24 protein-coding genes and 2 pseudogenes are annotated in these 25,733 nt (G+C 70.5%); 11 read left to right on the top strand and 15 right to left on the bottom strand.

The genetic code is table 11. The annotated features are described in order from the left end of the window. Positions 1–267: 267 nt before the first annotated feature. Positions 268–2,190: a P-loop ATPase, Sll1717 family gene (locus HDA41_RS39925; protein ID WP_184992873.1), complete on the top strand. Its 1,923-nt coding sequence runs from the start codon at positions 268–270 to the stop codon at positions 2,188–2,190. Positions 2,191–2,443: 253 nt separating this feature from the next. Here the strand turns inward: HDA41_RS39925 and HDA41_RS39920 are convergent, their stop codons facing one another. Genes HDA41_RS39920 through HDA41_RS39905 form a run of 4 tightly spaced genes read right to left on the bottom strand, consistent with a single transcriptional unit; the run spans position 2,444 to position 7,373 of the window. Beyond that, positions 2,444–4,819, bottom strand: a complete 2,376-nt coding sequence (locus HDA41_RS39920; protein WP_230299864.1) for a WD40 repeat domain-containing protein — start codon at positions 4,817–4,819, stop codon at positions 2,444–2,446. Between the two features lie 8 nt (positions 4,820–4,827). Continuing rightward, a complete protein-coding gene (locus HDA41_RS39915) occupies positions 4,828–5,418 on the bottom strand; it encodes a transposase (protein WP_184985255.1) in 591 nt (196 codons plus the stop codon). Continuing rightward, positions 5,415–5,930, bottom strand: coding sequence for a winged helix-turn-helix domain-containing protein (locus HDA41_RS39910; protein ID WP_230299892.1), 516 nt, complete (start codon positions 5,928–5,930; stop codon positions 5,415–5,417). The genes HDA41_RS39915 and HDA41_RS39910 overlap by 4 nt, the downstream gene beginning before the upstream one ends. 42 nt (positions 5,931–5,972) lie before the next feature. Next, a complete protein-coding gene (locus HDA41_RS39905) occupies positions 5,973–7,373 on the bottom strand; it encodes a serine/threonine-protein kinase (protein ID WP_230299751.1) in 1,401 nt (466 codons plus the stop codon). A gap of 79 nt (positions 7,374–7,452) precedes the next feature. On the opposite strand from HDA41_RS39905, the gene HDA41_RS39900 reads away from it, so the two are divergent. Beyond that, positions 7,453–8,262: an SMI1/KNR4 family protein gene (locus tag HDA41_RS39900; protein WP_184992871.1), complete on the top strand. Its 810-nt coding sequence runs from the start codon at positions 7,453–7,455 to the stop codon at positions 8,260–8,262. On the opposite strand, the gene pdxR is transcribed toward HDA41_RS39900, so the two are convergent. After that, a complete protein-coding gene (gene pdxR / locus HDA41_RS39895) occupies positions 8,186–9,637 on the bottom strand; it encodes a MocR-like pyridoxine biosynthesis transcription factor PdxR (protein WP_230299750.1) in 1,452 nt (483 codons plus the stop codon). The two genes, HDA41_RS39900 and pdxR, sit on opposite strands and share 77 nt — an antisense overlap. 46 nt (positions 9,638–9,683) lie before the next feature. Here pdxR and HDA41_RS39890 point away from each other — a divergent pair, with 46 nt between their 5' ends. Next, positions 9,684–10,625, top strand: coding sequence for an aldo/keto reductase (locus HDA41_RS39890; protein ID WP_184992867.1), 942 nt, complete (start codon positions 9,684–9,686; stop codon positions 10,623–10,625). Between the two features lie 333 nt (positions 10,626–10,958). On the opposite strand, the gene HDA41_RS39885 is transcribed toward HDA41_RS39890, so the two are convergent. Then, positions 10,959–11,939 carry a phosphotransferase gene (locus HDA41_RS39885; RefSeq protein ID WP_184994135.1) on the bottom strand — a complete coding sequence of 327 codons (981 nt, stop codon included), beginning with the start codon at positions 11,937–11,939 and terminating at the stop codon, positions 10,959–10,961. 351 nt (positions 11,940–12,290) lie between these two features. Here HDA41_RS39885 and HDA41_RS39880 point away from each other — a divergent pair, with 351 nt between their 5' ends. Beyond that, the gene (locus tag HDA41_RS39880; protein WP_184992865.1) at positions 12,291–12,551 is read left to right on the top strand and encodes a hypothetical protein; all 261 of its coding nucleotides are present in this window, start codon (positions 12,291–12,293) and stop codon (positions 12,549–12,551) included. 43 nt (positions 12,552–12,594) lie between these two features. Here HDA41_RS39880 and ppk2 read toward each other — a convergent pair whose 3' ends face one another. The 6 genes from ppk2 to HDA41_RS39850 form a co-directional block, all read right to left on the bottom strand. Beyond that, positions 12,595–13,551: a polyphosphate kinase 2 gene (ppk2, locus tag HDA41_RS39875; protein WP_184992863.1), complete on the bottom strand. Its 957-nt coding sequence runs from the start codon at positions 13,549–13,551 to the stop codon at positions 12,595–12,597. A gap of 30 nt (positions 13,552–13,581) precedes the next feature. Beyond that, a complete protein-coding gene (locus HDA41_RS39870) occupies positions 13,582–13,824 on the bottom strand; it encodes a DUF6411 family protein (protein ID WP_184992860.1) in 243 nt (80 codons plus the stop codon). A 286-nt stretch (positions 13,825–14,110) separates the two neighbouring features. Next, positions 14,111–15,634, bottom strand: a complete 1,524-nt coding sequence (locus HDA41_RS39865; RefSeq protein WP_184992858.1) for a PstS family phosphate ABC transporter substrate-binding protein — start codon at positions 15,632–15,634, stop codon at positions 14,111–14,113. 743 nt (positions 15,635–16,377) lie between these two features. After that, entirely contained in the window at positions 16,378–16,581 is a 204-nt protein-coding gene (locus HDA41_RS39860) for a cold-shock protein (protein ID WP_007379522.1), read from the bottom strand. 264 nt (positions 16,582–16,845) lie between these two features. Further along, positions 16,846–17,019 (bottom strand): hypothetical protein, encoded by a 174-nt coding sequence (locus HDA41_RS39855; protein ID WP_184992856.1) that lies wholly within the window; start codon positions 17,017–17,019, stop codon positions 16,846–16,848. A 362-nt stretch (positions 17,020–17,381) separates the two neighbouring features. Further along, the gene (locus tag HDA41_RS39850; protein ID WP_184992855.1) at positions 17,382–18,392 is read right to left on the bottom strand and encodes an aldo/keto reductase; all 1,011 of its coding nucleotides are present in this window, start codon (positions 18,390–18,392) and stop codon (positions 17,382–17,384) included. Positions 18,393–18,479: 87 nt separating this feature from the next. On the opposite strand from HDA41_RS39850, the gene HDA41_RS39845 reads away from it, so the two are divergent. Beyond that, the gene (locus HDA41_RS39845; RefSeq protein WP_184992853.1) at positions 18,480–19,376 is read left to right on the top strand and encodes an AraC family transcriptional regulator; all 897 of its coding nucleotides are present in this window, start codon (positions 18,480–18,482) and stop codon (positions 19,374–19,376) included. A 111-nt stretch (positions 19,377–19,487) separates the two neighbouring features. Next, a pseudogene (locus HDA41_RS39840) lies at positions 19,488–19,669 on the top strand (transposase); the annotation flags it as partial. Positions 19,670–19,987: 318 nt separating this feature from the next. Here HDA41_RS39840 and HDA41_RS42960 read toward each other — a convergent pair. The 3 genes from HDA41_RS42960 to HDA41_RS39825 all read right to left on the bottom strand — a co-directional run bounded on the left by HDA41_RS42960 (position 19,988) and on the right by HDA41_RS39825 (position 21,552). After that, the gene (locus HDA41_RS42960; protein ID WP_184992851.1) at positions 19,988–20,197 is read right to left on the bottom strand and encodes a DUF2180 family protein; all 210 of its coding nucleotides are present in this window, start codon (positions 20,195–20,197) and stop codon (positions 19,988–19,990) included. A 344-nt stretch (positions 20,198–20,541) separates the two neighbouring features. Next, a complete protein-coding gene (locus HDA41_RS39830; RefSeq protein ID WP_184994133.1) occupies positions 20,542–20,802 on the bottom strand; it encodes a non-reducing end alpha-L-arabinofuranosidase family hydrolase in 261 nt (86 codons plus the stop codon). Between the two features lie 27 nt (positions 20,803–20,829). Beyond that, positions 20,830–21,552: a FadR/GntR family transcriptional regulator gene (locus tag HDA41_RS39825; RefSeq protein WP_184992849.1), complete on the bottom strand. Its 723-nt coding sequence runs from the start codon at positions 21,550–21,552 to the stop codon at positions 20,830–20,832. 234 nt (positions 21,553–21,786) lie between these two features. Between HDA41_RS39825 and HDA41_RS42955 the strand changes: the two are divergent. The 5 genes and pseudogenes from HDA41_RS42955 to HDA41_RS39805 form a co-directional block, all read left to right on the top strand. After that, positions 21,787–21,922: pseudogene (locus HDA41_RS42955) on the top strand (aldo/keto reductase); the annotation flags it as partial. Then, complete coding sequence (locus tag HDA41_RS39820; protein WP_184994132.1) at positions 21,916–22,155, top strand: RICIN domain-containing protein; 240 nt, start codon at positions 21,916–21,918, stop codon at positions 22,153–22,155. The pseudogene HDA41_RS42955 and the gene HDA41_RS39820, both read left to right, overlap by 7 nt. A 226-nt stretch (positions 22,156–22,381) precedes the next feature. Beyond that, positions 22,382–23,488 carry an SGNH/GDSL hydrolase family protein gene (locus tag HDA41_RS39815; protein WP_184992847.1) on the top strand — a complete coding sequence of 369 codons (1,107 nt, stop codon included), beginning with the start codon at positions 22,382–22,384 and terminating at the stop codon, positions 23,486–23,488. Positions 23,489–23,813: 325 nt separating this feature from the next. Further along, positions 23,814–24,137 carry a hypothetical protein gene (locus HDA41_RS42100; protein WP_260423396.1) on the top strand — a complete coding sequence of 108 codons (324 nt, stop codon included), beginning with the start codon at positions 23,814–23,816 and terminating at the stop codon, positions 24,135–24,137. A 48-nt stretch (positions 24,138–24,185) separates the two neighbouring features. Then, positions 24,186–25,700 (top strand): glycoside hydrolase family 43 protein, encoded by a 1,515-nt coding sequence (locus HDA41_RS39805; RefSeq protein ID WP_184992845.1) that lies wholly within the window; start codon positions 24,186–24,188, stop codon positions 25,698–25,700. Positions 25,701–25,733 lie beyond the last annotated feature (33 nt).

Genomic DNA, 25,733 nt, shown 5'->3' with positions numbered 1-25,733 from the left:
TATGTGCCCCAGAACACAGCGGATGATCCGGAGTGGGGCCAGCCCCCACCCCGAGGAACTCAGCCCGCAAGGAACGGCTGGTCTGCCCGGCGACCGGAGAAGAGCCAGCGGCACGCCGGGGTTGGTGGCGGCGTCCATGTTGTCGGGGGCCGAGTGGGGCCGAATCTCGCTGTGCGCGGCGCCAGGCGCGAACCGGCGGGAACCGGCGGCCGCAAGCTGGCATCATGCGCAGCGAGAACCAAGCGGAGCACGGGAGTTGGGGGATTCATGACGGGGCCGTCGGGTGTGGTCGAGCGCCTGTACTTCGGGCGGGAGGACGCCGAGCGGGACATGTCCGACGGCCTGCTGCGCGAGGGGTTCCTGCGGACCGCCGCCTACGATGCGGCCGTGTCCGGCCGCAAGATGCTCATCATCGGCCGCAAGGGCTCCGGCAAGAGCGCCATCTGCATGCATCTGACCGCCGCCGGCGTCCACCCCGGCGGCACCGCCCTGATCACTCCCGACGACGCGGCGGGCGACGAGATCCGCCGATTCGAGCTGCAGGGGCTCACCGGTGACACTGCCAAGTCGCTGATCTGGCGTTACGTCTTCGCCGTCCAGGCCGCACGGCACATCGTCGCCCACACCAAGCAGGTGCACGGGCTGCGGCGACTGCCCCGCCCGGTCAAGGCACTGCGGCGATTCCTCCGCGCGAACGGCGAGTCCGCGGACGAGTCCGGCCTCTACGACCGGCTGCTCCACGGCGTGACCGGGCTGCAGACGTCGCTGTCCCTCGAAGCCTTCGGTGTCAAGGCGGCGGTGGATGTGGGCGGTGCCCCGCCGGCGTCCGAAGGCGCCCGCGCCGCACGTCAGCTGGAGGTCGTCGAGCGGGGCGTGGCGGAGGCGTTCGCCGATCTGGACTGCGCGGGCTCGCACGCCCCGCTCCTGCTGCTCGTGGACCAGCTGGAGCAGATCTGGTCGAGCGACCCGGACAGCAACGCCATGGTCATCGGGCTGCTGCTGGCGGCGAAGCATGTCTCGGGCGCGTACGGCAAGGCGCTGCGCTGTCTGCTCTTCCTGCGCTCCGACATCTACGACACCCTCAACTTCAGCGAGGGCGACAAGTTCCACAGCGAGGAGCTGCGCATCCAGTGGACCGCCACCGGCCTGCGGGGCCTCGCTCTCGCCCGGGCCCGCGCGTCGGCCGGCGCCGAGCTGACCGGCGACCGGCTGTGGCGGGAGGTCTTCCCGCCGGCCGTGGGCGGCGAGGACACCGCTGACTTCCTCTTCGGCCGCGCCCTGCCCCGCCCGCGCGACGCGATCCAATACCTCAACGTGTGCCGGGACACCGCCGTCGAGCGGGGGCACGAGAGCATCCACGAGAGCGATGTCCTGCTCGCCACCCGGCAGTTCTCGGAGTGGAAGCTGCAGGACCTGGCGAAGGAGTACCTGGTCACCCAACCCTTCCTGGCACAGCTGTTCGTGATGTTCCAGAACACCGGCTACGTCGTGATGCGCAGTGCGCTGGAGGCCCGCTTCGACACCGTCGCCGAGACGCTCCACCGCCAGTATCCCGCGTACGCCGAGGGGCTCACCGCGCCCGGCGTGGTCGACACGCTGTACGGGGTGGGCTTCCTGGGGGTGCGGCGCGGCAACGACGTGGTCTACACGGGCGGGGCCCACGTGCCCGTGCAGCCGCACGAGACGGAGTTCCACATCCATCCGTGCTTCCGGCCCGCGCTGGGTGCCACCCACGCCATCGACCTGCACCGGTACGAGCCGCGGGCGCTCACCCATCGGCTGCTCCAGAGCAGCACCAACCCGTCGGCGGGGGTCGGTCCTCCCGTGCGCCGTGACTTCGCGCTGCTGGAAGAGCTGGAGCGGTCCTGCGGCAGCATCCAACGACAGGTGGGGCGGGCGGTGGGGCTGCCCGCCGAGACCCGCGCGCAGCTCTCGCAGCAGGTCGTCCGGGTCATGAGCGACGCTTCCCAGGCACTGTTGCGGCTGCGGGACGGCGAGGCCGTCGACGCCTACGGCCATGTGCTGGCTGCCGCACAGTACTTCACCACGGTCGCCGCGCAGTTGCTGGCCAGCGGGGTGGATGACGGCAGCGGCGGCAGCGTGGTCCGCAGGATCGAGGACGAGGCCCGGCGGTTGACCCGTACGGCAGGCGGCAGTCACACGGGAGGCGGTGGCTCCTCCAACTCCTGATGCCGGCCTGCTTGTTGCTCGGACCCTGTCACTCGTCTCCCCGCGCTGCTACGGTCCGTTCCCATGGCCGTCATGATGTGTTCCCGGAGGGGTTGTGATCGCCTGCTGTCCGTGTCGCGCGTTCCGGGGGGCAACCCGGTCGCCAGGAGCGACCCGGAGCACTGGGCCGTGGTCTTCTGGCACTGTGCGGGCTGCCGCGCCTACTTCTGCGACCGGTGCGTGACCCGGCGTGTGCTGCGCAGGCCGGTCTGCGTCAGCTGCGCAGGTGTCCTCGCCAAGCCCGATATCGAGACCTTGCTGAACTGAGCACCCGCGTCGGCCCCCGCCGCGGTGCGGGCAGCGGACGCGGACCCTGCCACGCCGCGGCCATCCGCTCCAGCTCGGCCCGGACGCCGTCCGCCCGCAGCCACCCGTATCCAGCACGTGCGAGGTGACGCAGCAGCGCCTCCGCGTCGGCCTCGGACCACACCGGCTTTCCGTGCCGGGCCAGCCGGGAGTCGTACGACACCACCTGGAGGCCGGTCGGCACAGGCCGCCCGAACGGCGTGTGCGCGGCGAGGAACGCCTCCAGGTGCGGGCGGGCGCCCTCGTCCCAGTCCGCCGGCTCCCTGGCCTCCAGCTCCCAGTCGAGCTCCCACCGGCGCAGGGTCCCGTCCGTCCCGGTGGAGACCGCGTAACGCCCGTCGGCACTCAGATGGACCGACAGCACCCAGCGCCGGTGCCCGCCCAGGGTGCGCAGGCAGCGTCCGGTCCGCAGATCCAGCAGTCGCACCGTCGTGTCCCAGTTGGCGGCCAGCGCGAAGCGGCCGTCCATGCTCAGGGACACCGACGTCATCGGCTCCGCGTGCCCGTCGCTCCCGACGTGCTCGTCGAAGACGTGCAGACGCCGCCCGCCCGCCACGTCCCACAGCGCCACCCGCCCGTCGCCGTTGGCGGTCACCGCGTGCTGTCCGTCCGTGGTGAGCTGGGCCGAGTACAGGATTCCCGGGGGCGCCGGCTCAATGTCGGCCTTGCGGGCCAGGTCCTCGAAGGTCCGCGCGGGGTGGCCGGAGTCCAGCTCCCACATCCGCGCCCTGCCGCCCTTGCCGGAGGAGAGAACGAACCGCCCGCCGGCGCTGGGGCACACCGAGTACACCCCCTGCCCTCCGTACTCGTAGGCCCGCAGCATCCGCCCGGTCGCCAGCTCCCACCAGTGCACGGATCCGTCCTCCCCGCCGGAGAAGGCGAAGCGCCCGTCACCGCTGAAGCTCACCGAGCGGACCTTCCCCCCGTGCCCTTCGAGGACGCTCAGGCAGCGACCGGTGCGGACGTCCCACAGGCGGACCGTCCCGTCCTGCCCGCCCGACAGGGCGAAGCGTTCGTCGGCGCGGAGGGAGACGGCCTCGACCGCTCCGTCATGCCCGTCGAAGGTGCGCACGCACCGGCCGCCGTCCTCGAAGTCCCACAGCCGCAAGGTGCCGAGGTCCGCGCACAGGGCGCGCCGGCCGTCAGCGGTGGCGTGGGCCTGCGTACCGGAGGTGGGCAGCTCGACGGTCCCGGCGGGCCAGGCGCCCCGCACCCCCGTCCGTACGGTGGCCAGCGAGAGCCGGTGCCAGGCCGCCAGGGCACGGGTGTCCCGCTCGTGCCCCGGCAGGGCTCGTGCCTCGGCCACCAGGGTCAGCGCGTCCGCGTACCGCTGCCGCCCCGCGGCCGACTCGGCGTCGTCCAGCAGCGCGGCGACCCGGTCGTCGTGCCGGCTGAGTTCGGTGTGGGAGCGGGGGCGGCAGATCTGGAAGGGTGCGGTGTACGCGTCAGGGGCGGGCAGCTGCCACAGCCGTACCCTGTGGTCGCCCCCGGTCAGCACCCGCCGTCCGTCCGCGCTCAGGCTCACCGAGGTCACCTGGGCGAAGTGCGCGTCGTAGGTGCGCAGACAACGCCCGGTGGCGGGCTCCCACCAGCGCAGCGTGCCGCCGATGGCCCCTGACACCGCGAACCGCCCGTCGGCGCTCAGCTCGGCCGTCCAGGGGGGCCGGGCGTCCGCCCGCAAGATGCGCAGGGACCGACCGGTCGTCAGGTCCCACCACACCAGGGCCCGGTCGTCGCCGCCGGTCAGCGCGTGCCGCCGGTCGTGGCTCAGTGCGGCCGGCCAGATCGTGCCGCGGTCCAGGGTCAGCACACGGCGGTCGTCCACCAGGTCCCAGAGGACGGTCTGACCGCCCACGAACAGGGCGAACCGCCCGTCGGTGCTCAGGCAGGCGGCGTCGACCGCGCGGCCCACCCCGCCCGGGCCTTCCGGGGAGTCGACGACCCGCAGGCAGTGGCCGGTGGCCACGTCCCACCAGCGCAGGGTGCCGTCCCAGCCGCCGGTCAGGGCGGTGCTCCCGTCCGGGGTGAGGCAGACGGCGCGGACCGAGCCGGTGTGCCCGGAGAGCCTGCGCAGGCAGCGGACGGTTCCGGTGTCCCACAGCCGTACGTCGCCGTCATGCCCACCCGTCAGGGCGAGACGGCCGTCCGGGCTCAGACACACCGCGTGCACGGCGGCCCGATGTCCCTCGAGAGCGCGCGGGCGGCCGGTGGCCGTGTCCCACAGCCGTACGTCGCCGGCGTCGTCGCCGGACAGCGCGCGGCTCGCGTCCGCGCTGAGACTCACCGCGTGCACTACTGATCTTTTCGTAAGTTCGGTGGGTGTGGTGGACGGATGGTCAGGCCGGTATGGGCGAGGAATGACCATGGCAGTCCGGGGTTGGTGTTGATGCGGTGGATGCCTTGCTCGGTGGCGTCGGCGACATCGGCGAGGTGGTCGCCGGCGAGGTTGGCGAGTTCACGCTTCTTGAGCGAGGACCACAGCAGTTCCACCGGGTTCAGCTCGGGAGCGTAGGCGGGTAATCGTTCCAGGGTGAGCCAGTCCTGTTCGGCGACCCAGGCCCGCATCGCCCGGCTCCAGTGGGCGGACAGGCCGTCCCAGACCAGGACCACTCGCTCGCCGCGGTAGAACACCTTCACCTGCTCCAGGACCTCGATGAGCCCGGCGGTGTCGTAGCTGCCGGGCTTGAGGTGGAAGCACAGGCGGGCCCCGCGATCGGGGTCGGTGGAGTGGTAGCCCAAGGCTCCGGCCATCGACGCGCGCTTCCAGTTCAGACGGTGCCGCAGGAGCGGAGTCCGCCCTCGGGGCGAGTAGGTGCGGCGGATCTGAGGGAGCAGGGAGACGCCTGATTCGTCGAGGAAGACGATCCAGGCACGTGTGTTCACGGCCCCTTTTTGATGCGCGGCCACTCGTGCGCGATCCAGCGGGCGATCTCCGACTCGTCCCGCTCGACCGCCCGCCGCTCGGGCCGTTGCAGGCTCCATCCGAGCCGGCCGGTCAGCAGCCGCCACACCGACGCCCTCGACAACACCACCCCCGTTGCCCGGGTGACGACCGCGCCGACTCGTTCCAGGGTCCACAGGTCGGCCTCGAAACCATGAGCCTGGGCACCTTGCTCCAACGCGGCCCGGACCATCTCGACCTGGGTGTCGTCCAGCTTGGGTGGGCGTCCGGTGGCTGCCCGTCGCCGCAGGCCCGAAGCACCGTCTTGCTCCCACACCCGCCGCCAACGCCGCACACTCTCGGCACACACCCCCACCGCCCTCGCGATCTCCGCATTCGAGACGCCGCCCTCGAACAACTCGACTGCCCGAACACGACGCGCCTCCGCCAACTGAGGCCGAGACAAAGGAGGAAGGGAGGAGCCGGCAACCGAAGGGGAAGGTTGATATGCCACCCCGACAGCCTCCCACCCACACGGCCACCACACCCACCGAACTTACGAAAAGATCAGTAAGGCCCGGTGCCCGGTGAAGGTGGCGAGCAGGCGCCCGCCGGCGGTGTGTTCGCGCTCGGCGTGCGCGAGCGCGTCGCGCAGGGTGGTACCGGCGTCCGCGTCCGCGGTCGCCTCCGCGGTCGCGGCCGCGGCGCGCAGGAGGGGCAGGGCGGACTCGTGATCGCCGCGTTGGAGGTGCACGTGGGCGAGGAGGTGGTCGGCGGGCGAGGGTCCTCCCGCAGTCGCCCTGGCCGACTCCAGCTGGTCCACCAGCGCGTCGTCCGCGAGCGTGCCGGACCGCCACCTCAGCAACCCGAGGTTGTACGTGGCCTGCGGGTGCTGCGGGTCGGCGGCGTGTGCCTCGGCGAGAGCGGCCTCCGCCTCCCGCGTCCGGCCGAGGTCGAGCAGGGACACCGCCCGGTTGTTCAGCCCGTCGGCCCGGTGCTCGGCGGCGTTCTCCGCCCGGCGTGGATACGGCCGGGCGACCTCCCGCGCGTACACCTCGGCCAACTCCCCGGCCACCGCCGCCAGGTCGCCGGGCCGCTCCTCGACGCGCTCGCGCAGGCAGCGTTCCATCAGCTCCGCGAGCGCGGCCGGCATCGAGGCCACCGGAGCGTCGGACGGCGGGCTCAGCCGGTACGCGGCGAGCGCCGCCCCCGCGGCGGACCCCACTCCCCACGTCACCGCCCCGGTGAACATCTCCAGCACGCTGACCGCGAAGCTCCACACATCGGTGCGACGGCTCAGGGGCGCGCCCCGCACCTGCTCGGGTGAGGCGTACGCGGGCGTCAATCCGCCGTGCGTGACCAGAAGTGTTGCCTCGTCGGCCGCTCGGCCGAAGGACGGCGGCCGGGTACCGAAGTGCCGGGCCCGCGCGAGCCCGAAGTCGGTGATCTTCGCGGTGCCCTGCCGGTCGAGCAGCACGTTGCCCGGCTTGACGTCCTGGTGCACCACCCCGCTGAGGTGGGCGTGCGCCAGTCCGCGCGCCATCTGGATCGCGATGTCCAGGATCCGGCCCACCACCTCCTCGCGTGCTCCCCGGTAGAGCCGGCCCTCGTCGATCGACTCGCGCAGGCTTCCGCCGTTCACGTACTCGGCGAAGACCCGCGGCACCCCGCCGATCGTGCGCACGTAGTGACATCCGCACAGGTGCGGATGGAGTTCCAGCCCCACCCACGTCTCCGCCTCACGGACGAACCGTTCCTTGTCCGCCTCGTCCCGAAAGAGCTCCGGACGCGGGCTCTTGACGGCGAGATCGGTGCCCCACCCCAGGTGCCTCACCCGGTGAACGAGCCCCATGCCGCCCTGGCCGAGGGCACCGGTCACCTCGTACACACCGAGGACCCGGTCACCGACCCGCCAGTCCCGCCACTCCCCCGCCGCTGCCGCCGCCCCCTGCCGCATGGACTCAGGGTAATGCGCGCGGCTCGGGGGTCGCAGAACCCGGCAGAATCTCGCGGTTCCTCGGAGGACTTGGCAGACCGTGAGCGGAAAAGAGCAGGAGAGCTTTTCTGTGGAAGCTGTGGCCTCTGTCTCGGAAGACCTGCCGCGCGCTTGGCTTGGCTCTCCCGCCAAAGCTGTGGGCAGGGCGTCGAGTTCGGTGTGTCGCGACTCGTGCACGAGAGTGAGGCCGGCGGTCTCGCAGGAGCGTCACCAGGACCCGGTCGGTGAAGGCGAGCTCGTCCTTCAGTCCGGCGCCGCCCTTCCGCTCGGCAATCAACTCCGCACCTGCCCGGCGCCGCTGTCCGAAGCGGAGATCCGCGAAGCGGAGGCAGAGCTGGGCATCGCGTTCCCGGACCAGTACCGCGAGTACTTGCGGCAGCAGGACGCCGACGGCGCGGTGAACCACCTGTGCCGATCCGCGGCAGGCTGGGGCTGGCATGAGGACTCGGACACCAACTGCGACCTGCTCACCACCGCCTTCCCGCATCCCGACTCCTACCGTGTTTACGAGGACGAGCTGGACGCGCGCGAGCCGCTGAAGGAGGATTTCTCGGACCACAACACCTACAAGGCAGCAGGGGAGCAGTGGGGTGCCGAGTACGAGGTGTTTCAGGAGCGCAAGACGTCCGGCGCCGTGTTCATCCAGGACAACGTTTGCGGATTCTCGACCCTACTGGTCGTCACCGGTCCGCACCGGGGCTCACTCTGGTTCGACGGCCGGGCGACCTGTGACCAGATCCTTCCTCTGAACCTGGGCGGTCAGTCCGTGTCGTTTACGGACTGGCTCGCTCGAAGGTACGCGTTGGTGGTGAGGTCCTCGGTGAACGCAGCGCTTCACGCAGGAGCGTGATGGCCGGGGGGATCTCCGTGTCGCTGATGTTGCCGTAACCGAGGACGAGCGCGGGCCGTGCCGACCGGTGCGCGTGGTAGTCGTCGAGGTCTGCCAGGCGCAGCCCGGCGGCGGCCGCAGCCCGGACCGTCTTGCGGGTGTCGGCGCTGTCGGGCAGGTGGAGCAGGATGTGCAGCCCGGCGGCGGTGCCGGCGACCCGGCCGTCCGGTACCTGCGCGTCGAGGGTGCGGATCAGCAGGTCGCGGCGGGAGCGGAAGCGGCGCCGCCCCGCGCGCAGGTGGGCGTCGTACCATCCGCGGTCGATGAAGGTGGCGAGTGCGAGTTGGTCCAGTACCGGTGGCGCGGTGGCGACCAGGTTCGCCGCCCGCAGCGCCGGGCTCATCGCGGCGGGTGCGACCAGCCAGCCCAGTCCGAGGGCCGGTGAGAGGGTCTTGCTGACTGAACCGAGGAGGAAGACCCGGCTGGGGTCCATCCCCTGCATGACGGCGACCGGGTGGCGGTCGTAGCGGAACTCGGCGTCGTAGTCGTCTTCGATGACGAAGCCGTCGACCTCGCGGGCCCAGCGCACCAGGCGTGCCCGGCGTGCCGGGGAGAGCACCGTGCCGGTGGGAAACTGGTGTGCCGCGCCGACGACGACGGCCCGGGCCGGTGTCCCGGTGAGGTCGTCGACGCGCAGGCCGTCGTGGTCAACGGGCACTGGGTGCACGCGCAGGCCGGCGCTCGTCGCGGCGTCCCGCAGCCGCCCCCAGCCCGGCTGTTCCACGGCCAGGTCGGTGATCCCCTCGGCGCGCAGCGCCCGGCAGGTGCGGACCAGGCCGTCGGTGACGCCCGCGCACACGGACACCGACCCGGCGTGCGCGTCCGCGCCGCGTGATCGTCGCAGGTACTGCGCGAGGGTGGTACGCAGCACCGCGTGCCCGGCGGGATCGGGCAGGCCCAGGTCGTAGCGGACGGCCGAGCCGGTGACCGTCCGGACGGCGTCCGCCCAGCGGCGGCGGGGAAACGCCCGCAGGTCGGGCAGGCCGGGCGCGAGGTCGTAGCGGATCGGTGGCTTCGCCGGCGGCCGTCCTGCGCGAGGCCGGGGCCGCGGGGTGTCCGGTGCCCACGCGACACGCGTGGCGGAACCCGCCCGGGCGCTGAGGTATCCCTCGGCGATCAGCTGCCCGTAAGCCTCCGTCACGACCCAGCGGGAGCAGCGGAGTTCCTCGGCGAGCGCTCGGCTCGGCGGCACGGCGGCGCCCTGTGCCAGCCGGCCGTCGCGGATCGCGGTGCGCAGCGCGTGCGCCAGGCGATCGTGCAGACGGCGCTGCCCGCCGTCCGAAGGGCGGATGTCCAGCAGTGTCGCCCACGCGAGATTGGTCTGGGAAACGGTCACAAGATTGGAGCGTACCGCCGATCCGAATCCGCCTAGCGTGCTGCACATGACGGAGAATCTGGCCCTTGGGGCCATGCTGTTCGGCACGGTTCAGGACGAGCGCCGGTCGTTCGAGCTCCTGGACCGTTTCGTGGACGCCGGAGGCGTGTGGATCGACACCGCGAACTGTTATGCGTTCTGGGAGGACGCGAGCGGCTTCGGCGGACAGAGCGAGGCGTTGCTCGGGCGGTGGCTGGCACGCCGCCCGGGCGTGCGTGACCGCGTCAGGATCAGCACCAAGGTGGGGTGCGAGCCGACCGTGGCCGGACGGTTCCCGGAGACGGCCGAGGGATTGACGGCCGGGGCCGTCAAGAACGGGATCGAGGGCAGTCTGCGACGACTGGGTACGGACCACGTCGAGCTGTACTGGGCCCACAAGCCCGATCCGGCCACACCGCTGGAAGAGACGGTCGCCGCCTTCGACGAGCTGGTGTCCGCGGGTACGGTCGGCCGCCTGGGCTGCTCCAACTATCCCGCCTGGCAGATCGAGCGGGCGCGGCAGATCGCGCGGGCCCACGGCAGTGCCGGCTTCACCGCGGTGCAGCTGCACCACACGTACCTGCAACCGCGTCCCGGGACCCGGCCCACCGTGGTGCACCGCTTCGGCGCGGTCACCGACGAGGTGCTCCACTACCTGGAGCACCACCCGGACATGGCGCTGTGGGCGTACACGCCGCTGCTGAGCGGGCGCTACACCCGCACGGACAAGCCGCTGCCGACCGAGTACGACCATCCCGGCACCACCCGCCGCCTCGCGGTACTCGACGAGATCGCCGACGAGACCGGCACGAACCGCAACCGGGTGGTGCTGGCGTGGCTGACCGGAGGGAACCCGGCCGCCACGCCGATCGTCGGAGTCAGCACCATCCAGCAGCTGGACGAGGCGGTCGCAGGGGTGTCACTGCAGTTGACGGCCGACCAACGTCAGCGTCTGGACTGCGCGGCATGACCCGCCAGACGAGTGGAAGAGACCGAGCCGGCCCGGCCAGGACTTCACCGGCCCTCGCCCCGATGCGGTCATCCTCGGCCGCCGCCTGACCTTCAACGGCATCCTCGTCGAGACCGGCGCCGACTCCTGCCGCCTCGGCGGCACGCGGGCCCCAGCCGAACAGCCGACGCCGGCCGGCTGAGTCCTGCGGGTTCGGTCTCGACGGCCCGTCCCCCTCACCCGGGGGGCGGGCCGTCCCGTGCGCTGACGTGATGCCGGAGGACCCGTCCGGCTTCTTGCGACCGACGATCTCGGAGATCACCCAGCCCTGACGCCCACGCGCAGGTCGCAACATCAGCCCGTCGGGACCAGCGCCAGCGCCTCGTTCAGGTGGTGCTCGGCGATCCCTCGCATGAACTCCCGGTCGGGGAAGTCCCCGTCGAGCAGGCGCAGCGGGCCGGCTGTCAGCGACAGATGCTGGGTGAGTTTGTACAGCGCGAGGCGGTCCTCGTCGAGGCCGTCCACCGCGAGCTGCTGGTACTGGTCGGCGGTATGGCGAAGGCGTAGGAACACGTGCTCCCACTCGACGTCGAAGTACAGCAGGTTCTCGATGTCGATCACGACGGGATGGCCGTCTCGGTCGACCATGACGTGGTCCAGGCCCAGTTCGCCGTGGACGACGCTGTACTCGGCGCGCGGCCGCACCGCCGCGGTCAGCTGCCGCAGCCGCTCCTCCAGCTGATCGCGGACGTCGGCGATCCTGGGGTCGCGCACGGCCGCCTCGGCGAGGCAGCGCAGCGCGAAGGCGAGCGCGGCCTGCTCGCACGAGGTCCAACGTGACGTGCCGCCCGCGTCGATCAGGGCCACCTTGCCGAAGGACGGCGCCCGGTGGCCGCGCATCATCTCCAGGCTCTCGGCGAGACGCGTCATGGTCGGCTCCGCAGCGCGCGGGTCTCGCTTGCGCAGGTCCATCAGGTCCCCGCCGGGCACGTCCTCGACGATCGCGAGGTCGGCCGGGTAGTGGGTGCGGTCACGGTCGACCAGGTGGATCTCAAGGACCCGAAGGCCCAGCGCCTCCAGCCGCCTGTGCGCGGCCTCGAACAGGTCGAGCCCGATACCGGGCGAGAACGGGTCGGTGAGGTCGCCATCGTGCTCGGTGATCGGCCAGTAGTTCTCGGAGTCCTCCCACAGATAGGCGATCGCCGTCATGGCGTCGTCCATCGTCAGCCGGTAGACGCCCTTCGTGGTGCCGCCGGCGAGCCGCTCGACCGCCTCCAGCCGCCTCCCACCGCCCAGCGCGGCCCGCGCCGCACCCGCCAACTGGTCCCGCGTCACTTTCCTGGGTGCCACGCCGCAACCCGCCTTCCGACTCGATGACCCGGGCACCCTACGCGAGTCATCCTTCAACGCCGAGTGCTGTCGGCGGCGCGCACCCCAGCATGTCCTCGCCGAAGCCCAGGACAGTGCACGGCACCTGATGCGCCGTCACGGTGCATGGGCGCACCGGGTGGAGCGGTCGGGAGGGGAGTCAGCCGTCACGCGCGTCGTGGTGCGTACAGCGCGCGGGGTGTGGAGTGCGGAGTGCGCCTCCGCCCACTTGAGACCGCAGGTCGAAGGGCTTGATAGCGGGGTCAACGAGGAGGCGCACCCCACCCTCGCGACTGGTGCGCGAGCGCCCTCCATGAAGTGCGCATCACCCAGGCGTTCTGGGATCTGGTGGAACCCACCCCCACCAAGGTCAGGGCGATTCTGAACGACCTCGGCTATGTCGACGAGCGCATCCACGATCTCAAGCAGTCCGGTGCGACCACGCGGTTCTTCCTCGCCAACGCCAGACCGCCTACATCGAGACCATCAACGCCATCGACGCCAAGGAGGGAGTGGGAGCCGGTGTGGATGGGCGTCCTGGAGGCTCGGGAGGCGCTCTTCCCCTCCGCGCAGCCATGACGCAGGCTTGGGCCCCAGCGGTGAGACGAGGGGCGTGTGACCGTCAGTCGGTCCCAGGATGCTTGCCGGGCCCCTCGGTGTCGGAGGACAGCGGAGTGGGTGACAGTGTGGTGTCCTCCTCACCGGGCTCCAGAAGGGTGTCGGCGGCGCCGACTATGAGGGGGTCGGGTGTGCCGATCGCCTCGCGGTCCTTGCTGGCGTAGTCGATGCGCGACAGCAGACTGCGCATGGTCTCCAGCCGGGCGCGCCGCTTGTCGTTGCTCTTGACGACGGTCCAGGGGGCGTGTGGGGTGTCCGTGGCGCGGAACATGTCGACCTTCGCCTCGGTGTAGTCGTCCCAGAGGTCCAGCGAGGCCAGGTCGGTGGGAGAGAGCTTCCACTGTCGCACCGGGTCGACCTGCCGGATCGCGAAGCGCGTGCGCTGCTCGGAGCGGGATACGGAGAACCAGAACTTCACCAGCAGGATGCCGTCGTCGACCAGCATCCGTTCGAAGGCCGGGCACTGGTCGAAGAACAGCTCGTACTCGTCCTTGGAGCAGTACCCCATCACGCGCTCCACGCCGGCTCGGTTGTACCAGGAGCGGTCGAAGAAGACGATCTCCCCGGCCGTCGGCAGATGCGCGATGTACCGCTGGAAGTACCACTGGCCCGCCTCGCGTTCGGTGGGCTTGTCCAGGGCGACCACCCGTGCGCCGCGAGGGTTGAGCCGCTCGGTGAGCCGCTGGATCGTGCCGCCCTTGCCTGCCGCGTCACGTCCCTCGCACACGACGACCACACGGGCGCCGGTGTCCTTGACCCACCGCTGGAGTTTGAGCAGCTCGATCTGCAGGATGCGTTTGGTCCGCTCGTACTCCTTGCGGCCCACCTTGCGGTCGTACGGATAGTTCTCCTGCCAGGTCCGGATGGGACGCCCGTCTTCGTCCAGCACGATCGGCTGCTCTCGCCGACGGGCATCCACAGTCAGTCCGTCCAGCAATTTGTCCGCGTCTTCGGCGTTCATCACCAGGCTCCCGTCCGGCCCGCCCGTCGGTCAGAAGGGCATGCGGCCGCGGGAGCGGCGGCCTGCCGAACCGCTGCGGGTCACCGCGCGCGAACTGGTGTGGAAGGGCTTACTGAAGAGTCGGCCCAGAATGCCGGGCGCCTTGCCACCGGCCCGCGCCCCGGCACCGAGCGTACGTTGCGTGCCGCGTTCGGGATGGCGGGAGAGACGGGGGACGAGGAAGGCCAGGACGGCCAGGACAACACACACGGCGATAACGGCGGCGACTACCATGATCGGTTCCCTTCGCTAGTGGACGGATACACGAGTGCCCCGCCCTGAGCCGCCCATGTGACGAGCGAAGGCTCCGACCGGGACTGGTCTGTTCCGCAGCCAGAGCGGGAACAACTCTCCGCCATCGGTATGCGAGGGACGTCGGCGCATGCCGGTGGCCGGAATGGCAGAAAGGCTCGCCGGGCGGGGCCGGCGGGCCGGCGGGGGCCTCGGGCTGTTCGGCGCGGGCCCATGGCGCCCATGATCCTCGTGGGCGATCAAGCACGCCGCACGTGGATCCGGAGCCTCACCTGCACTGCTCAGGCTCCCGCAGGCACGGCAGGTGGCCCTTGCCGCGGATCACGTTCTGGCTGGTGGCCTCGTCGAGGTAGGCCAGGAAGCCGGCGGCCAGGGAGCCAGGGCGAGGGGGGCCGTAGGTGTAGGCGTACTCGATGTCCTTGTACGGGTAGCGACCGGCGCCCAGGTCGATCTGCCGGTCGTCGGGCCAGCCGCCGGCCAAGGGCACCGTGTTCACCTTGCCCCCTCGCTCCCTGGCGAGGCCGACCTCGCTGTAGCCGATGGCGCCGGGCTGTTCCTCGACCTTGTTCAGGACAGCTCTGGTCGAGCTGAGTTCGCAGCGCGTGACGGTGTCACCGGCCAGTGCGGGCGGCCTGCAGTCCAGTGACGTGCTCGGCGCCTGCTCCCACCCCCTGAGAACCCGGTCCTGGAAGATCTGCCGCGTACCCGACTCGTCCCCCCGGCTGACCAGAACGATGGGCAGGTCGGCGATCTTCTCCTCGCCGGGGACGACCTGGCCCCAGCGCTGGTACTTGCCCGCGTAAATGTCCCGCACCTCCTGAAGAGACAGTCCGTGCGGGCCGAGGTCGATGTCCTTGTGCACGACGAGGGTGAAGAAGGACACCGCGACCTCCTTCCCCGTCAGGTCCCAGCGCTCCCCCATCGGCCCGTCCGAGAAGGTGATCACGGACTGGGCGGCGCTCGCCGATCGCTCACCCAGCTCCGCGAGTTCGAAGACACCGTCCTCGCTGCCCCGCACCTCGACGGAGATGTCGGCGCCCTGACACTTGTTCTCGTACTGCTTGGCGAGCGTCCGGACGACGGGCTCGAAGGCGGTCGAGCCCGTGAGGGTCAACTCGCCCTGCTCGCACTCCATCGGGCTGCCGACCCGGAGCAGGATGATGCCGGCGAGGGCGAGCACGGCGAGGGCCAGCGCGCCGCTGAGCAGCCGGGCCGGGAGACTGAACGTACGCAGCTTGTCGTCCGGCTGGGGAGCGCTGTTGCGGTGGACCCGGCCGTCCCGGAGGCCGCCGATCAGCTTGACCTCCCCTTCGGCCGGACCGCCGGAGAGCAGCACCAGCAGCTTGAAGTGGTCGCCCGGATTGAGCGGGACGCGCGGGATGGTCACCGTGCTGCCGACGTGTTCGAACCCGTTGGCGCTCGTGAAGTGACTGTTCAGATGCTCGATGCCGGAGGGCTGGGTGACCGCGACAGCCTGGACCGTGCGGCCCGTGAACTCGGCGGTCAAACCATGGACTTCGGATGAGGTGTAGTCATTGTCGGCGACGCTCTGCGATCCGTCGTTCTCGATGCGCAGGAGGACGAGCGACGCGTCGGCCATGTTCGGTACGTCGAAGTCGCCGAGGCGGGGGTTGGAAGATCCGTCGCCTATGGGGCTGTCCATCTGTACGCGGTAGCCGATCAGCTTGCGGCGCGGCACCCGGCGGTCGTACAGGAACATCGCGATGGGCACGAGGAGACCGAGGACGGACGTGCCGACGGCGATGACGTTCTCAATGCTCAGCCACTCCATTGGTGGTCCCCCGCCACTCCCAGAGCTCATATGGTGGGGTCACCGTATGTCTGTCCGAACGGCCCGTCAGGGCTCTGACACCAATGTTCGCTCTGCGTTCAACTTCCCCGCGGAACACGGAACACGGAACACGGAACACGGAACACGGGACATCGGCCGGCCGCCGGACTGAACGGGTCCGCATCCCGGCCAGCACCCTCGACCGGCTCGACGGACCCGCTGCCCGGCTCTTGCCTGCGGTGGCCGTGCCGCGGGTGCGGCGGCCAAGGAGCTGGTCGTAGGGGCCGGTGAGGGAAACGCCGAACATTTCCGGAGTGCCGGCGAAGAGGACGACGGCACTGTATTCACCCCAGGAGGACCCCGGAGCTCTGGGCGACAGCGACCTGTGGGCGGCGGGCCAGAGACGTCGCCCACGGGTTCTGATCCGTGGCTGCGCCCGAGGCCGGCAGCGCAGCAGCGGCGGTGGCCGGACGTGTCGGAGCTGTTCGTCAATGCGCTGCAGCGTGCCGGTGCAGTGACCGGATTCGTGCAGGTGAAGATCCGTGCGGGCGGGCAAGACGGTGACGGCTGTCGTGCCGTGCCCCACCAGGATCACGCCGCAGCCGCCGACGTGACGACGAGCACGATGACGGCCGGGGCCAGCTGCAGCAGCGGTCTGCTCGGGGCCGCAGGCCTTCAGGGACGGGGCGGGCAGGCGACGGGGGACGCCTGCCCGCCCCGTGGGGAACGACTTGGCGCTGTGGCTACGCCGGTCGGATGTTCTCCGCCTGCGGTCCCTTCTGGCCCTGCGTGACGTCGAACTCGACTTTCTGCCCCTCCTGCAGCTCACGGAAGCCCTGAGCGGCAATGTTGGAGTAGTGGGCGAAGACGTCAGGTCCGCCGCCCTCCTGCTCGATGAAACCGAATCCCTTTTCGCTGTTGAACCACTTCACGGTGCCCTTGGCCATGGCCTGCTCCTTCGAGGTAACCCGGGCCCGCACCTTGCAGGCCGGGAGGTGATCGCCCTGGTCCGGAGCGGCGCTGAACAGCAAGAACGCCCATGATCGTGATCACGGGCGAACGGGACTTCGGAACCACGACTGCTCAATGACGACGCTACACCGCGCGGTCGCCAGCCGCTAACGGCGCGGCCGTGAATGGCGCCCATTCGTCGGCCTGCTCGCTCCAGCCTGGCGCAGCCGTCCATGGTCGCGGGCTGGTCGTTGCCCTTCTCACGACCAAGACCGGCCCTCGCGACCGAACCGCCCGAAGGCCACGATGAGAGCGCTCATCGTGCTTCCCGGCAGCTTCGATGACGTCCTGCCCGCCTTCGATGACGACCTGCCCGCCGCGAAGGGCGCGAAGAAGACGGCGGCCAGGAAGGCGTCGCCGAAGGAACGCCCCATACATCGTCCCCATCCCGCAGCCGGGGCGGGAGTGAGCTGCCGCAGCGGAGCAAGGCGGCGTTGTACGAGCGGGCCACCGAGCAGGGCGTCGCCGGCCTGTCGAAGCTGAGCCGGGAAGAACTCGTCGAAACCCTCGCCCGCGCCAGGTGCCGCCGGCAGAAGAGCGCCGCCTGACCCCGCACCGTGCCGAGCACCACGCCGTGGGAGGACATCTCCGCCGTGTTCGTCAGCCGTGCGGACGGCAGATGTCCGCCGACCTGCTTGGCCGTGCGGGCCCCGACCGTCGTCCTGATCCGGGTCGGCTTCGTCAAAGCCGCCTCGTGGCCCGCGACGCAGGCCTCACCACCTGCCCCGGCGTTTTGTCACTGCCAGGTCGGCATCATTGCCGCCGGGTAGCGGGAGCCGGCCGATCCGTGCGGCAGGATCTCCTGGATACGGGCGAGGTCCTCGGATGTGAGCGTGACCTGCGCGGCGGCCACGTTCTCTTCCAGACGCCGCGGGCTGCGGGTGCCCGGGATGGGCACGATGTCGTCGCCCTGTGCGAGCAGCCAGGCCAGCGCCAGCTGGGTGACCGCGATGCCCTTGTGCCGCGCCAGCGCGGTCAGCTCGCGGACCGCGGCGACGTTCTTCTCGTAGTTGCCGGGCTGCCAGCGGTCGTCCTTGCTGCGCATGTCGTAGGCGGAGTATTCGTCGGCCGGCTTGACGGCGCCGGTGAGGAAGCCGCGGCCCAGCGGCGAATAGGCCACGAAGCCGATGCCCAGCTCCCGTACGACGGGCAAGACGTCGGCCTCCACGGCCCGCTCGAACACCGAGTACTCCGTCTGGAGCACCGAGACCGGGTGGACGGCGTGGGCCCGACGGATCGTGTCGGGGCCGGCTTCGCTCAGGCCGAAGTAGCGGACCTTGCCTTCGGCTATCAGCTCGCCGACCGTACCCGCCACGTCCTCGATGGGGACGTCCGGGTCGACGCGGTGCTGGTACAGCACGTCGATGTGGTCGGTGTCCAGGTGGCGCAAGCTGTTCTCGGTGACCTCCCGGATGCGCTCGGGGCGGCTGTCCAGGGCGGCTCCGATCCTGGTCGGATCGGTGAGGTCGAAACCGAACTTGGTCGCGATCAGGATGTCGTCGCGGAAGGTCTTCACGGCGCGCCCGAGGAGCTGCTCGTTGCTGCCGATGCCGAGGCCGTACAGCTCTGCCGTGTCGAAGAGGGTGACCCCTAGTTCGTGGGCCCGGGTGATGGTGGCGATGCTGCTCCGGTCGTCCGATGCCCCGTAGGCCATCGTCATGCCCATCGTGCCCAGACCGATCGTCCCGGCCTTGAGGCCCTGGCCGCCGAGGGTACGCTGGGGAAGGTTCGTGGTGTTCTGTGCCATGCCCTCAACGCTAGGGACACGGCACCCGGGGGTCATGGGGCGTCGCTCGCACAGGATTGCCTGATCCTCTCAGCGAAGGAGTGCGTCGTGCTGGACCGCCTCGCCGCGGCAATCGACCGGCACTGCCTGGGACTGGGCTCGGGCACCACTGTCCCCCGGCTTTTCCTGGTGTCGGTCGACGAACCCATCGAACCCACCGACCTGCTGTACGAACCGATGATCTGCTTCGTCGCGGGCGGCACGAAACGCACCACCGCGGGAGAACTCAGCCAGGTGGCGCGACCCGGCGACATGCTCCTCACCACGATCGACCTGCCCGTCACCGTCGAGCTGGAGCAGGTGCCCTATCGGTCCGCCGTCATGCACATCGACGGCCGGGCGCTCACCGAGCTGCTCGTCGAGCTGGACGAGACAGGTCAGAGCGCCCCGTTGCCCGCCGAGGGGCAGGTCTGCGCACCGATGGCAGCGGAACTCGTCGACGCGGTCACCCGCTGGGTCCAGCTCCTCGACACCCCCGAAGACATCCGCCCCCTCGCCACCCGGATCGAGAGCGAGATCCTCTACCGGCTGCTGCGCAGCTCCCTCGGCCCGGTCCTGCGCCAGTGGTCGCCGGCAGACTCGGCCACGACCCGGGTACGCGAGGTGGCCCGATGGATCTGCGCGCACTACACCGAGCCGCTCAGCATCGACGCGATCGCCGCAGCGGCCCACATGAGCCCCGCCAGCCTGCACCGGCACTTCAAAGCGGCCACCGGCATGAGTCCGCTCAAGTACCAGAAAAGCCTGCGGCTGCAAGAGGCACGACGGCGCCTGGTAGCAGGCGACGCGACCGCGGCCCAGGTCGCTCAGGCGGTCGGATACGTGAGCGCCACCCAGTTCAACCGCGAGTACCGCAGCGCCTACGGCCTCCCACCGGGCCAGGACGCGGCCCTGCTACGCACCCGACTCACCCACAGCCGCACAGCCACAACACGGCGGGCATAGGCCCAGGAAGTCAGGCGGTCGGATGCCGGGCGGCAGCAACGTCCTACTCCTGGACACCGACGCCGAGCCCAGGGCCGGCACGGCACGCAGGCCATTCTCGATCCGCTGCCGCCCGGCATGGGAGCCATGCTCGGAGCCCCGTTCATCGCCGCCACTTGCGAGAAGCGGAAGCCTTCGGCACCGCCGACCGGTTGGCCGCGTCCGCCGGCGTGTCCCCGGTGCCGCGGGACTCCGGCCGTGTCAGCGGCACCATGCGCCGGCCGCGCCGGTACCACCGCGGCCTCTTACGGGCCTTCTGCCTTCTGCCTTCTGCCTTCTGCCTTCTGCCTTCTGCGGGCCATGATCCGCGACGGAGCGTGCCAAGTGCTCTGCTGCCCCCTGCACTTGAGCCAGTCACCTGGCAAGTGATCCGTCATCGCCATGCTCCTACGACATCATGGCGTCCGCGCTCGTGGCCCCAGCATGCCCCCGTCGAGCCGTGGTCACAGCTGAGGCCCGGACACCGCACCAGTGATCCGGGACGGCGTCCGGGCAGGCCAAGAGCGCGTGCTCGGACGGACAGCGCGCATTCTGCGACCGGTGATGCGGTGTGGTTAACGCACCATGCGGGGTCATTGCGCCGTCTCTGCCGTGTCGCAGGTGTGGCACACCACCCTGCGTGCCGGGACACGGCCGTGCGAGGAGCCCATACCGATCTGACGGGTGACGTGTACCTGACGCACACGGGCGTGATTCTCGCAGGTGGCCAAGCCGCAGCGTGAGCAGACGCCGATGCCGGCGGTGTCGCTGCGCGCCTCCTGGAGGCAGTCGTAGCACCTCATGTCCAACTCCGATTTCAGTAGGGGACAGACGTGGCGGCCAACCAACATGAACAAACCCACCCAGGCCGCACACACCTGCTCAAGGAGACTGAAACGTAGAGCCCTAGATTAGACTTTGTCAAATATAGGATCTGATCGATCGGGCGGGCAGTGCGCGATGCGTGAGCGACTGCTTGATCTTCAAGCTGGTAGTCGATGTGGCCGAGCAGGCGGTAACGGTGGATCACCAGCGCGAGGACCAGCGTTGGGTGCGTGGGGCGGCCGTGGCGCTGGGCAAGCAGCACGCGCCCCGCCGGGTGGGTCGCCCGGCGGGGCGCGTGGATCTTCGGCGACGGTTCAGGTGGTCACCATGTGGAGTTGGTCTGGGTGAGCAGGCCCATCCGCCAGGGCTTGCTGATGTAGTCGTCGGTGGCTCTGGGGTCTGTGCCCTGGTAGACGTACCGCAGACGGCATGGATTGATCGTCAGGGTCTGATCGTTGCCGTCGCGGACCATCTCGCCGTGACTGATGTCCTCCGTCCAGACTCCGCCGGGGAAGGTGAGGTTGTCGCGGCTGGCGAAGGGTTGGCTCTCCGTGGCGGCCAGGGGGGTCCAGTCACCGGTCAGGCTGTCGTGGCGGGCAGCGTACGCCGGTCAGGTCCGCGTTGTCGTTTCGAAGGAAATGGGTTCGCCGGAGCGCAGGTGTTCCCTCAGCCACTGCTCGGTGTTGCTCACGTGGAGCAGCGCGGCGGCCTGGCTGAGGGCGGCGTCACGGGTGGACAGCGCGTTGAAGATGGCCTCGTGCTCGGCGAGGGTGCGGCCCGCGGCCTTGTCGTCGACCAGGCCGCGCCAGATGCGGGCGCGCAGGGTGCGGCCGGAGATCCCTTCCAGGAGGGTGAGGAGGCTCTCGTTGCCTGTGGCCGAGACGACGGCGCGGTGGAAGGCGGCGTCGTGGGCGTTGAGCTGTTCGACGTCGTCGCGGGCCTCGCGCATCGCGTCCAGGTGCCGCTTCACCACGGCCAGTTGGGCGTCGGAGATCCGGGTGGCCGCCAGCGCCGTGGCCACCGGTTCGAGGAGCCGCCGTACCTCCATGAGGTCCTGCAGGGCGACCGAGTCGCCCTGCAGCAGTTCCACCGCGCCGCCGAGCCCCTCCAGCAGCAGGCTCGGCTGGAGGCTGGTCACATACGTGCCGTCGCCCCGCCGGACCTCCAGGACCCGCGCGACGGCCAGCGCCTTGACCGCTTCGCGGGCGAGGTTGCGGGACAGGCCCAGCTGAGCGGCCAGGTCCGGCTCCGGTGGGAGCTTGGAGCCCGGCGGCAGGGCGCCGGTCCGGATGAGCTCACGGATCTGCTCGATGGCCTTGTCCGTCAGAGACACCGCTCGTCCCTCCCCCACCGTGCCCCGTGAGCACGTCCGACCTGATCAGCCCCTGAGTGCGGAGATCGCCCCAGAGGCCGGCCGGGACTTGCTCATCATGGAGTTCCACGTTTCGTCCGACCTGTTCCGGAGTCCGCATGCCGAGGGTGACGTTGATGATACTGGGATGCGCGTAAGGGAAGGCGATCGCGGCGACGAGGCGTCCTGGTAGTCGTCCTTCACAACTGCCCTTGCGTGATCGGTGTGATCGGCGCTGACATGAGTCAGTGGGCGATGCTCGCCCGCTTCCTGACGAGACCGCCGCCGACGTGGTGATGCCGGCCGGGCGCTACACGCTCCTGGCCGGTCGGCGCCGGACGATGCCTGCCCGCTGAGGGTCCCCTTCCGCATCAGGGATGTGTCCATGTCGGGCTCGAAACCAACGCCTGGTATGTGCTGGTCAACCGGGGCAGCGGCAAGGCCGTGGAGGGCCTCAACGCCTCCACCACCGACGGTGCCAGGGTCGTGCAGTACGCCGACTGGAGCGGGGCCAACCAGCAGTGGCAACTGGTCCGCGCGTCAGGAGTGCTGGCACAGGTGCACACCGCGGGGCGGGTCCGATGAACTCGTGACGGCACCGATTGCCCACGGACGACCCGCCTCTCGAGCGGGCCGGACGCCGGATGACTCGGTGTTGTCAACGCACAGCCCCAAGAGGCTCCCACCCGCCCGTTCTGCCGGCACGTCAGGCGCCGCTCAGCCGACGGGAAAACGCGCTACTGCCGGACCGCTGACTGAACGGCGTTCAGCCCCGTTGGTTGAGCGATCACTCGCAGAAGAGGACGCCTGCATGAGAAAGTCCTGGCTTCTCCCCCTGGTCACGCTTGTCGCTGCCGCGCTCGGCGTGTCGGCGGCTGGTGTGGCCCCTGCCTCCGCCGCCTCGAACACGCCCTTGCGGGTCATGCCGTTGGGCGACTCGATCACCTGGGGTGTGGGAAGCAGCACGGGCAACGGCTACCGGGCTCCGCTGTGGAACAAGCTCGCGGCAGACGGTCATCCGCTGGACTTCGTCGGCACGTTGCGGGGCGGTTCGATGTCCGACCCCGACAACCAAGGCCACTCCGGATACAAGATCCACCAGATCGCCGCACTCGCCGACGCCTCGCTGACCCGTTACCGGCCCAACGTCGTGACGCTGATGATCGGCACCAACGACCTCAACGAGAGCTACCAGGTCTCCACCGCCACCGCCCGGCTGAGGTCGCTGGTCGACCAGGTCACCGCCGCCGCCCCCGACGCGACCGTCCTCGTGGCCTCCCTGGTCGTGTCCACCAGCGGCTCGGAGGAGCAGTACCGTGCCGCGTACAATCAGGGCATCCCCCAGATCGTGAGGGACGCACAGGCCGCGGGCAAGCACGTCGCGCACGTGGACATGAGCAGCCTGACCACGGCCGACCTGGCCGACACCCTGCATCCCAACGACGCGGGGTACCAGAAGATGGCCGACGCCTTCCACCGCGGTATCCAGGCCGCGGATGGGGCCGGGTGGCTGAGGAACCCCGTCCCCGCCCCCGCACGCGTGTCCTCCGGCATCGCCGGCAAGTGCCTGGACGTCAACGGCGCCAGCACCGGCGACGGGACCGCCGTCCAGATCTGGGGCTGCGGCGACACAGCCAACCAGCTCTGGTCCGCCTACACCGACGGCACCCTGTGCTCCGTGGGCAAGTGCCTCGACGCCGCCGGCCGGGGCACCGCCAACGGCACCAGGGTGCAGCCCTGGACCTGCAACGGCGGGTCCAACCAGGTCCGGCAGCCGTACAACGGCGGCTACCGCAACCCCGCCTCCGGCCGCTGCCTCGACGTTCCGGGCTCCTCCACGGCCGACGGCACGCAGCTCCAGCTGTGGGACTGCAACGGCGGCTCCAACCAGAAGTGGACCACTCTGACCGCCGGATGACCCGCGCCCCGGGACCCGCGCCCCTCCGGGCAGGGTTCCGGGAGAACATCGGTGGCGGATGCCGCTGGCCGCGGCCTGCCCTGGGCTGGAGTCGGTAGCCGCGTCGACCTGCCGGTGTTGAAGCGCTTCGACTATGTCATTCGCCCTGATGGGCGGCTCATGGACCAGCGAGAGTAAGTGTGTCGCGGTAGAGACCCTTGTTTCAGGCGAAAAGTGTCCGTTAACTTGCGCCTGGAGGTGAAGCGCTTCGACAGCTGCCGTGGGAAGGCCGCCGCCAGGAGTCATGAGTTGAACGGCAGAAGCTTCTGACCTCGAAAGGGCCGACATGACCAAGGAACAGGTGACCCTCCACTGGGGGCACGAGGCCCTTCACCTCGAGATCGTCCTCGCTGACGACGGCAGCCCGCGCCTCACGCATCTCGGACTGCCCGGCGAGGCGCGGGAAATCCCCGGTGCGTCCCTGCCCCTGGTGGAGGTGACGGCCGCGGGTCACGGCCGTGGCTGGTCGGGCAACCATGCTCTACCCCTCGGCCAGCCGGGTCGTTTCCGCCTGGGTGCCCGGCACGGCCGAGCTGATCCTGACCCTGCCCACCGCGCGCCGTCCGCCGTTCTCCTCCGCATCACCGCCACGGACCCCGGCGCTTCCTGAACCACCCCACGCCCACATCACTCACGAATCGACGAGAGGACCTATCGGGTGCCCCCTCTGCGCCAGCCGGACGAACGCTTCGCCAACCCCGTGATCCCCGGCTTCCACCCCGACCCCAGCGTCTGCCGCGCCGGCGACGACTACTACCTGGCCTGCTCCAGCTTCGAGTACTTCCCCGGCGTACCCCTCTTCCACAGCCGTGACCTGGTGCACTGGACGCAGATCGGCAACGCCCTGGACCGGCCGGAGCAGCTGCGTCTGCCCGCCTCCATGCCGTCCTCCGGCGGGATCTACGCCCCCACCCTGCGCCACCACGACGGCCGCTTCTGGCTGATCGTCACCAACTGCAGCGAGAGCGGCGGCAATCTGATCGTCACGGCCACCGACCCCGCCGGACCCTGGTCGGACCCCATCTGGGCGCCGGGTGTCCCCGGCATCGATCCCGACCTGGTGTGGGACGAGGACGGCACCTGCTGGTGCACGGTCGCCGGGGTCTCACAGGTCCGACTCGACCCGGCCACCGGGCAGACGTACGGAACACCGCACAGGCTCTGGTCCGGCGCGCCCGGCGCCAAGGCCCCGGAGGCGCCGCACCTGTACCGGATCGGCGACTACTGGTACCTGCTCATCGCCGAGGGCGGCACGGAGCGCGGCCACGGTGTCTCGATCGCCCGCGGCCGTACGCCCGCCGGCCCGTTCGAGCCGTGCCCGGCCAACCCGATCCTCACCCATCGCGGCACCGACCACCCCGTCCAGAACACCGGGCACGCCGACCTGGTCCAAGGCCCCGACGGCTCCTGGTGGATGGTGCTGCTCGGCGTCCGGCCGGGCGGCGGCACGCCGGGCTGGCACGTGCTCGGCCGGGAGACCTTCCTGGCCCCCGTGACCTGGGTGGACGACTGGCCGGTCGTCGGCGAGGTCGCCCTGGACCTGCCCGAACTCCCGTGGCCGCTCTCCCCCAGTCCTGCCGAGGAGCACCGGGACGACTTCGAGCACACCGAACTGCGACCGTCCTGGATCTCCCTGCGCGACCGGCCCGCCGAGCACTGCACCACCAAGGAGCGCCCCGGATGGCTGACACTCCGTGCGCGGGGCGGCTCCCTGGACGAGCCCGACGTGGTGTTCACCGGCCGGCGCCAGCAGCATCTGTCGTGCCGGGCGCGCACTCTGGTCGATGCCGCGGAGGGAAGCGGTGGCCTCGCCGTCCGGCTTGACGAGCGGCACCACTACGCGATCGAGGTGTCCGGCACGCGGGTGCGGGTGGTCGCACGCGTCGGCTCCCTGCGCACGGTCGTGGCCGAACAGTCCGTGCCCGCCGGGCCGGTTGTCCTCGCCGTCATGACCACGGAACCGCCGTCTCCGCACGGGCCGTGCACGGGACCCGATGTCGTCTCCCTCGGTGTCGAGCAGCCCGACGGCACGCTCACCGAGCTCGCGACCCTCGACGGCCGCTACCTGTCGACCGAGGTCGCCGGCGGCTTCACGGGCCGGGTCATCGGCATGTACGCCGCGGCAGGCACCGTCCATTTCGACTGGTTCGACTACGAGCCCCTCGACGGCTGAACCATGCCTCCCTCCCCCTGCCCGACCGAAAGG

The sequence above is a fragment of the Streptomyces caelestis genome (assembly GCF_014205255.1).
GTDB classification, from domain to species: domain Bacteria; phylum Actinomycetota; class Actinomycetes; order Streptomycetales; family Streptomycetaceae; genus Streptomyces; species Streptomyces caelestis.
The sequence above is the reverse complement of the archived record's forward strand: the minus strand, read 5'-3'. Positions and strand labels throughout refer to the sequence as shown.

Excerpts from the sequence above, each read along its gene's own strand:
- HDA41_RS39925 (WP_184992873.1), top strand. The coding sequence starts at position 268 with ATGACGGGGCCGTCGGGTGTGGTCGAGCGCCTGTACTTCGGGCGGGAG.
- HDA41_RS39905 (WP_230299751.1), bottom strand. The coding sequence starts at position 7,373 with ATGCGGCAGGGGGCGGCGGCAGCGGCGGGGGAGTGGCGGGACTGGCGG.
- HDA41_RS39890 (WP_184992867.1), top strand. The coding sequence starts at position 9,684 with ATGACGGAGAATCTGGCCCTTGGGGCCATGCTGTTCGGCACGGTTCAG.
- ppk2 (WP_184992863.1), bottom strand. The coding sequence starts at position 13,551 with ATGAACGCCGAAGACGCGGACAAATTGCTGGACGGACTGACTGTGGAT.
- HDA41_RS39870 (WP_184992860.1), bottom strand. The coding sequence starts at position 13,824 with ATGGTAGTCGCCGCCGTTATCGCCGTGTGTGTTGTCCTGGCCGTCCTG.
- HDA41_RS39865 (WP_184992858.1), bottom strand. The coding sequence starts at position 15,634 with ATGGAGTGGCTGAGCATTGAGAACGTCATCGCCGTCGGCACGTCCGTC.
- HDA41_RS39860 (WP_007379522.1), bottom strand. The coding sequence starts at position 16,581 with ATGGCCAAGGGCACCGTGAAGTGGTTCAACAGCGAAAAGGGATTCGGT.
- HDA41_RS39855 (WP_184992856.1), bottom strand. The coding sequence starts at position 17,019 with ATGGGGCGTTCCTTCGGCGACGCCTTCCTGGCCGCCGTCTTCTTCGCG.
- HDA41_RS39850 (WP_184992855.1), bottom strand. The coding sequence starts at position 18,392 with ATGGCACAGAACACCACGAACCTTCCCCAGCGTACCCTCGGCGGCCAG.
- HDA41_RS42960 (WP_184992851.1), bottom strand. The coding sequence starts at position 20,197 with ATGAGGTGCTACGACTGCCTCCAGGAGGCGCGCAGCGACACCGCCGGC.
- HDA41_RS39815 (WP_184992847.1), top strand. The coding sequence starts at position 22,382 with ATGAGAAAGTCCTGGCTTCTCCCCCTGGTCACGCTTGTCGCTGCCGCG.
- HDA41_RS42100 (WP_260423396.1), top strand. The coding sequence starts at position 23,814 with ATGACCAAGGAACAGGTGACCCTCCACTGGGGGCACGAGGCCCTTCAC.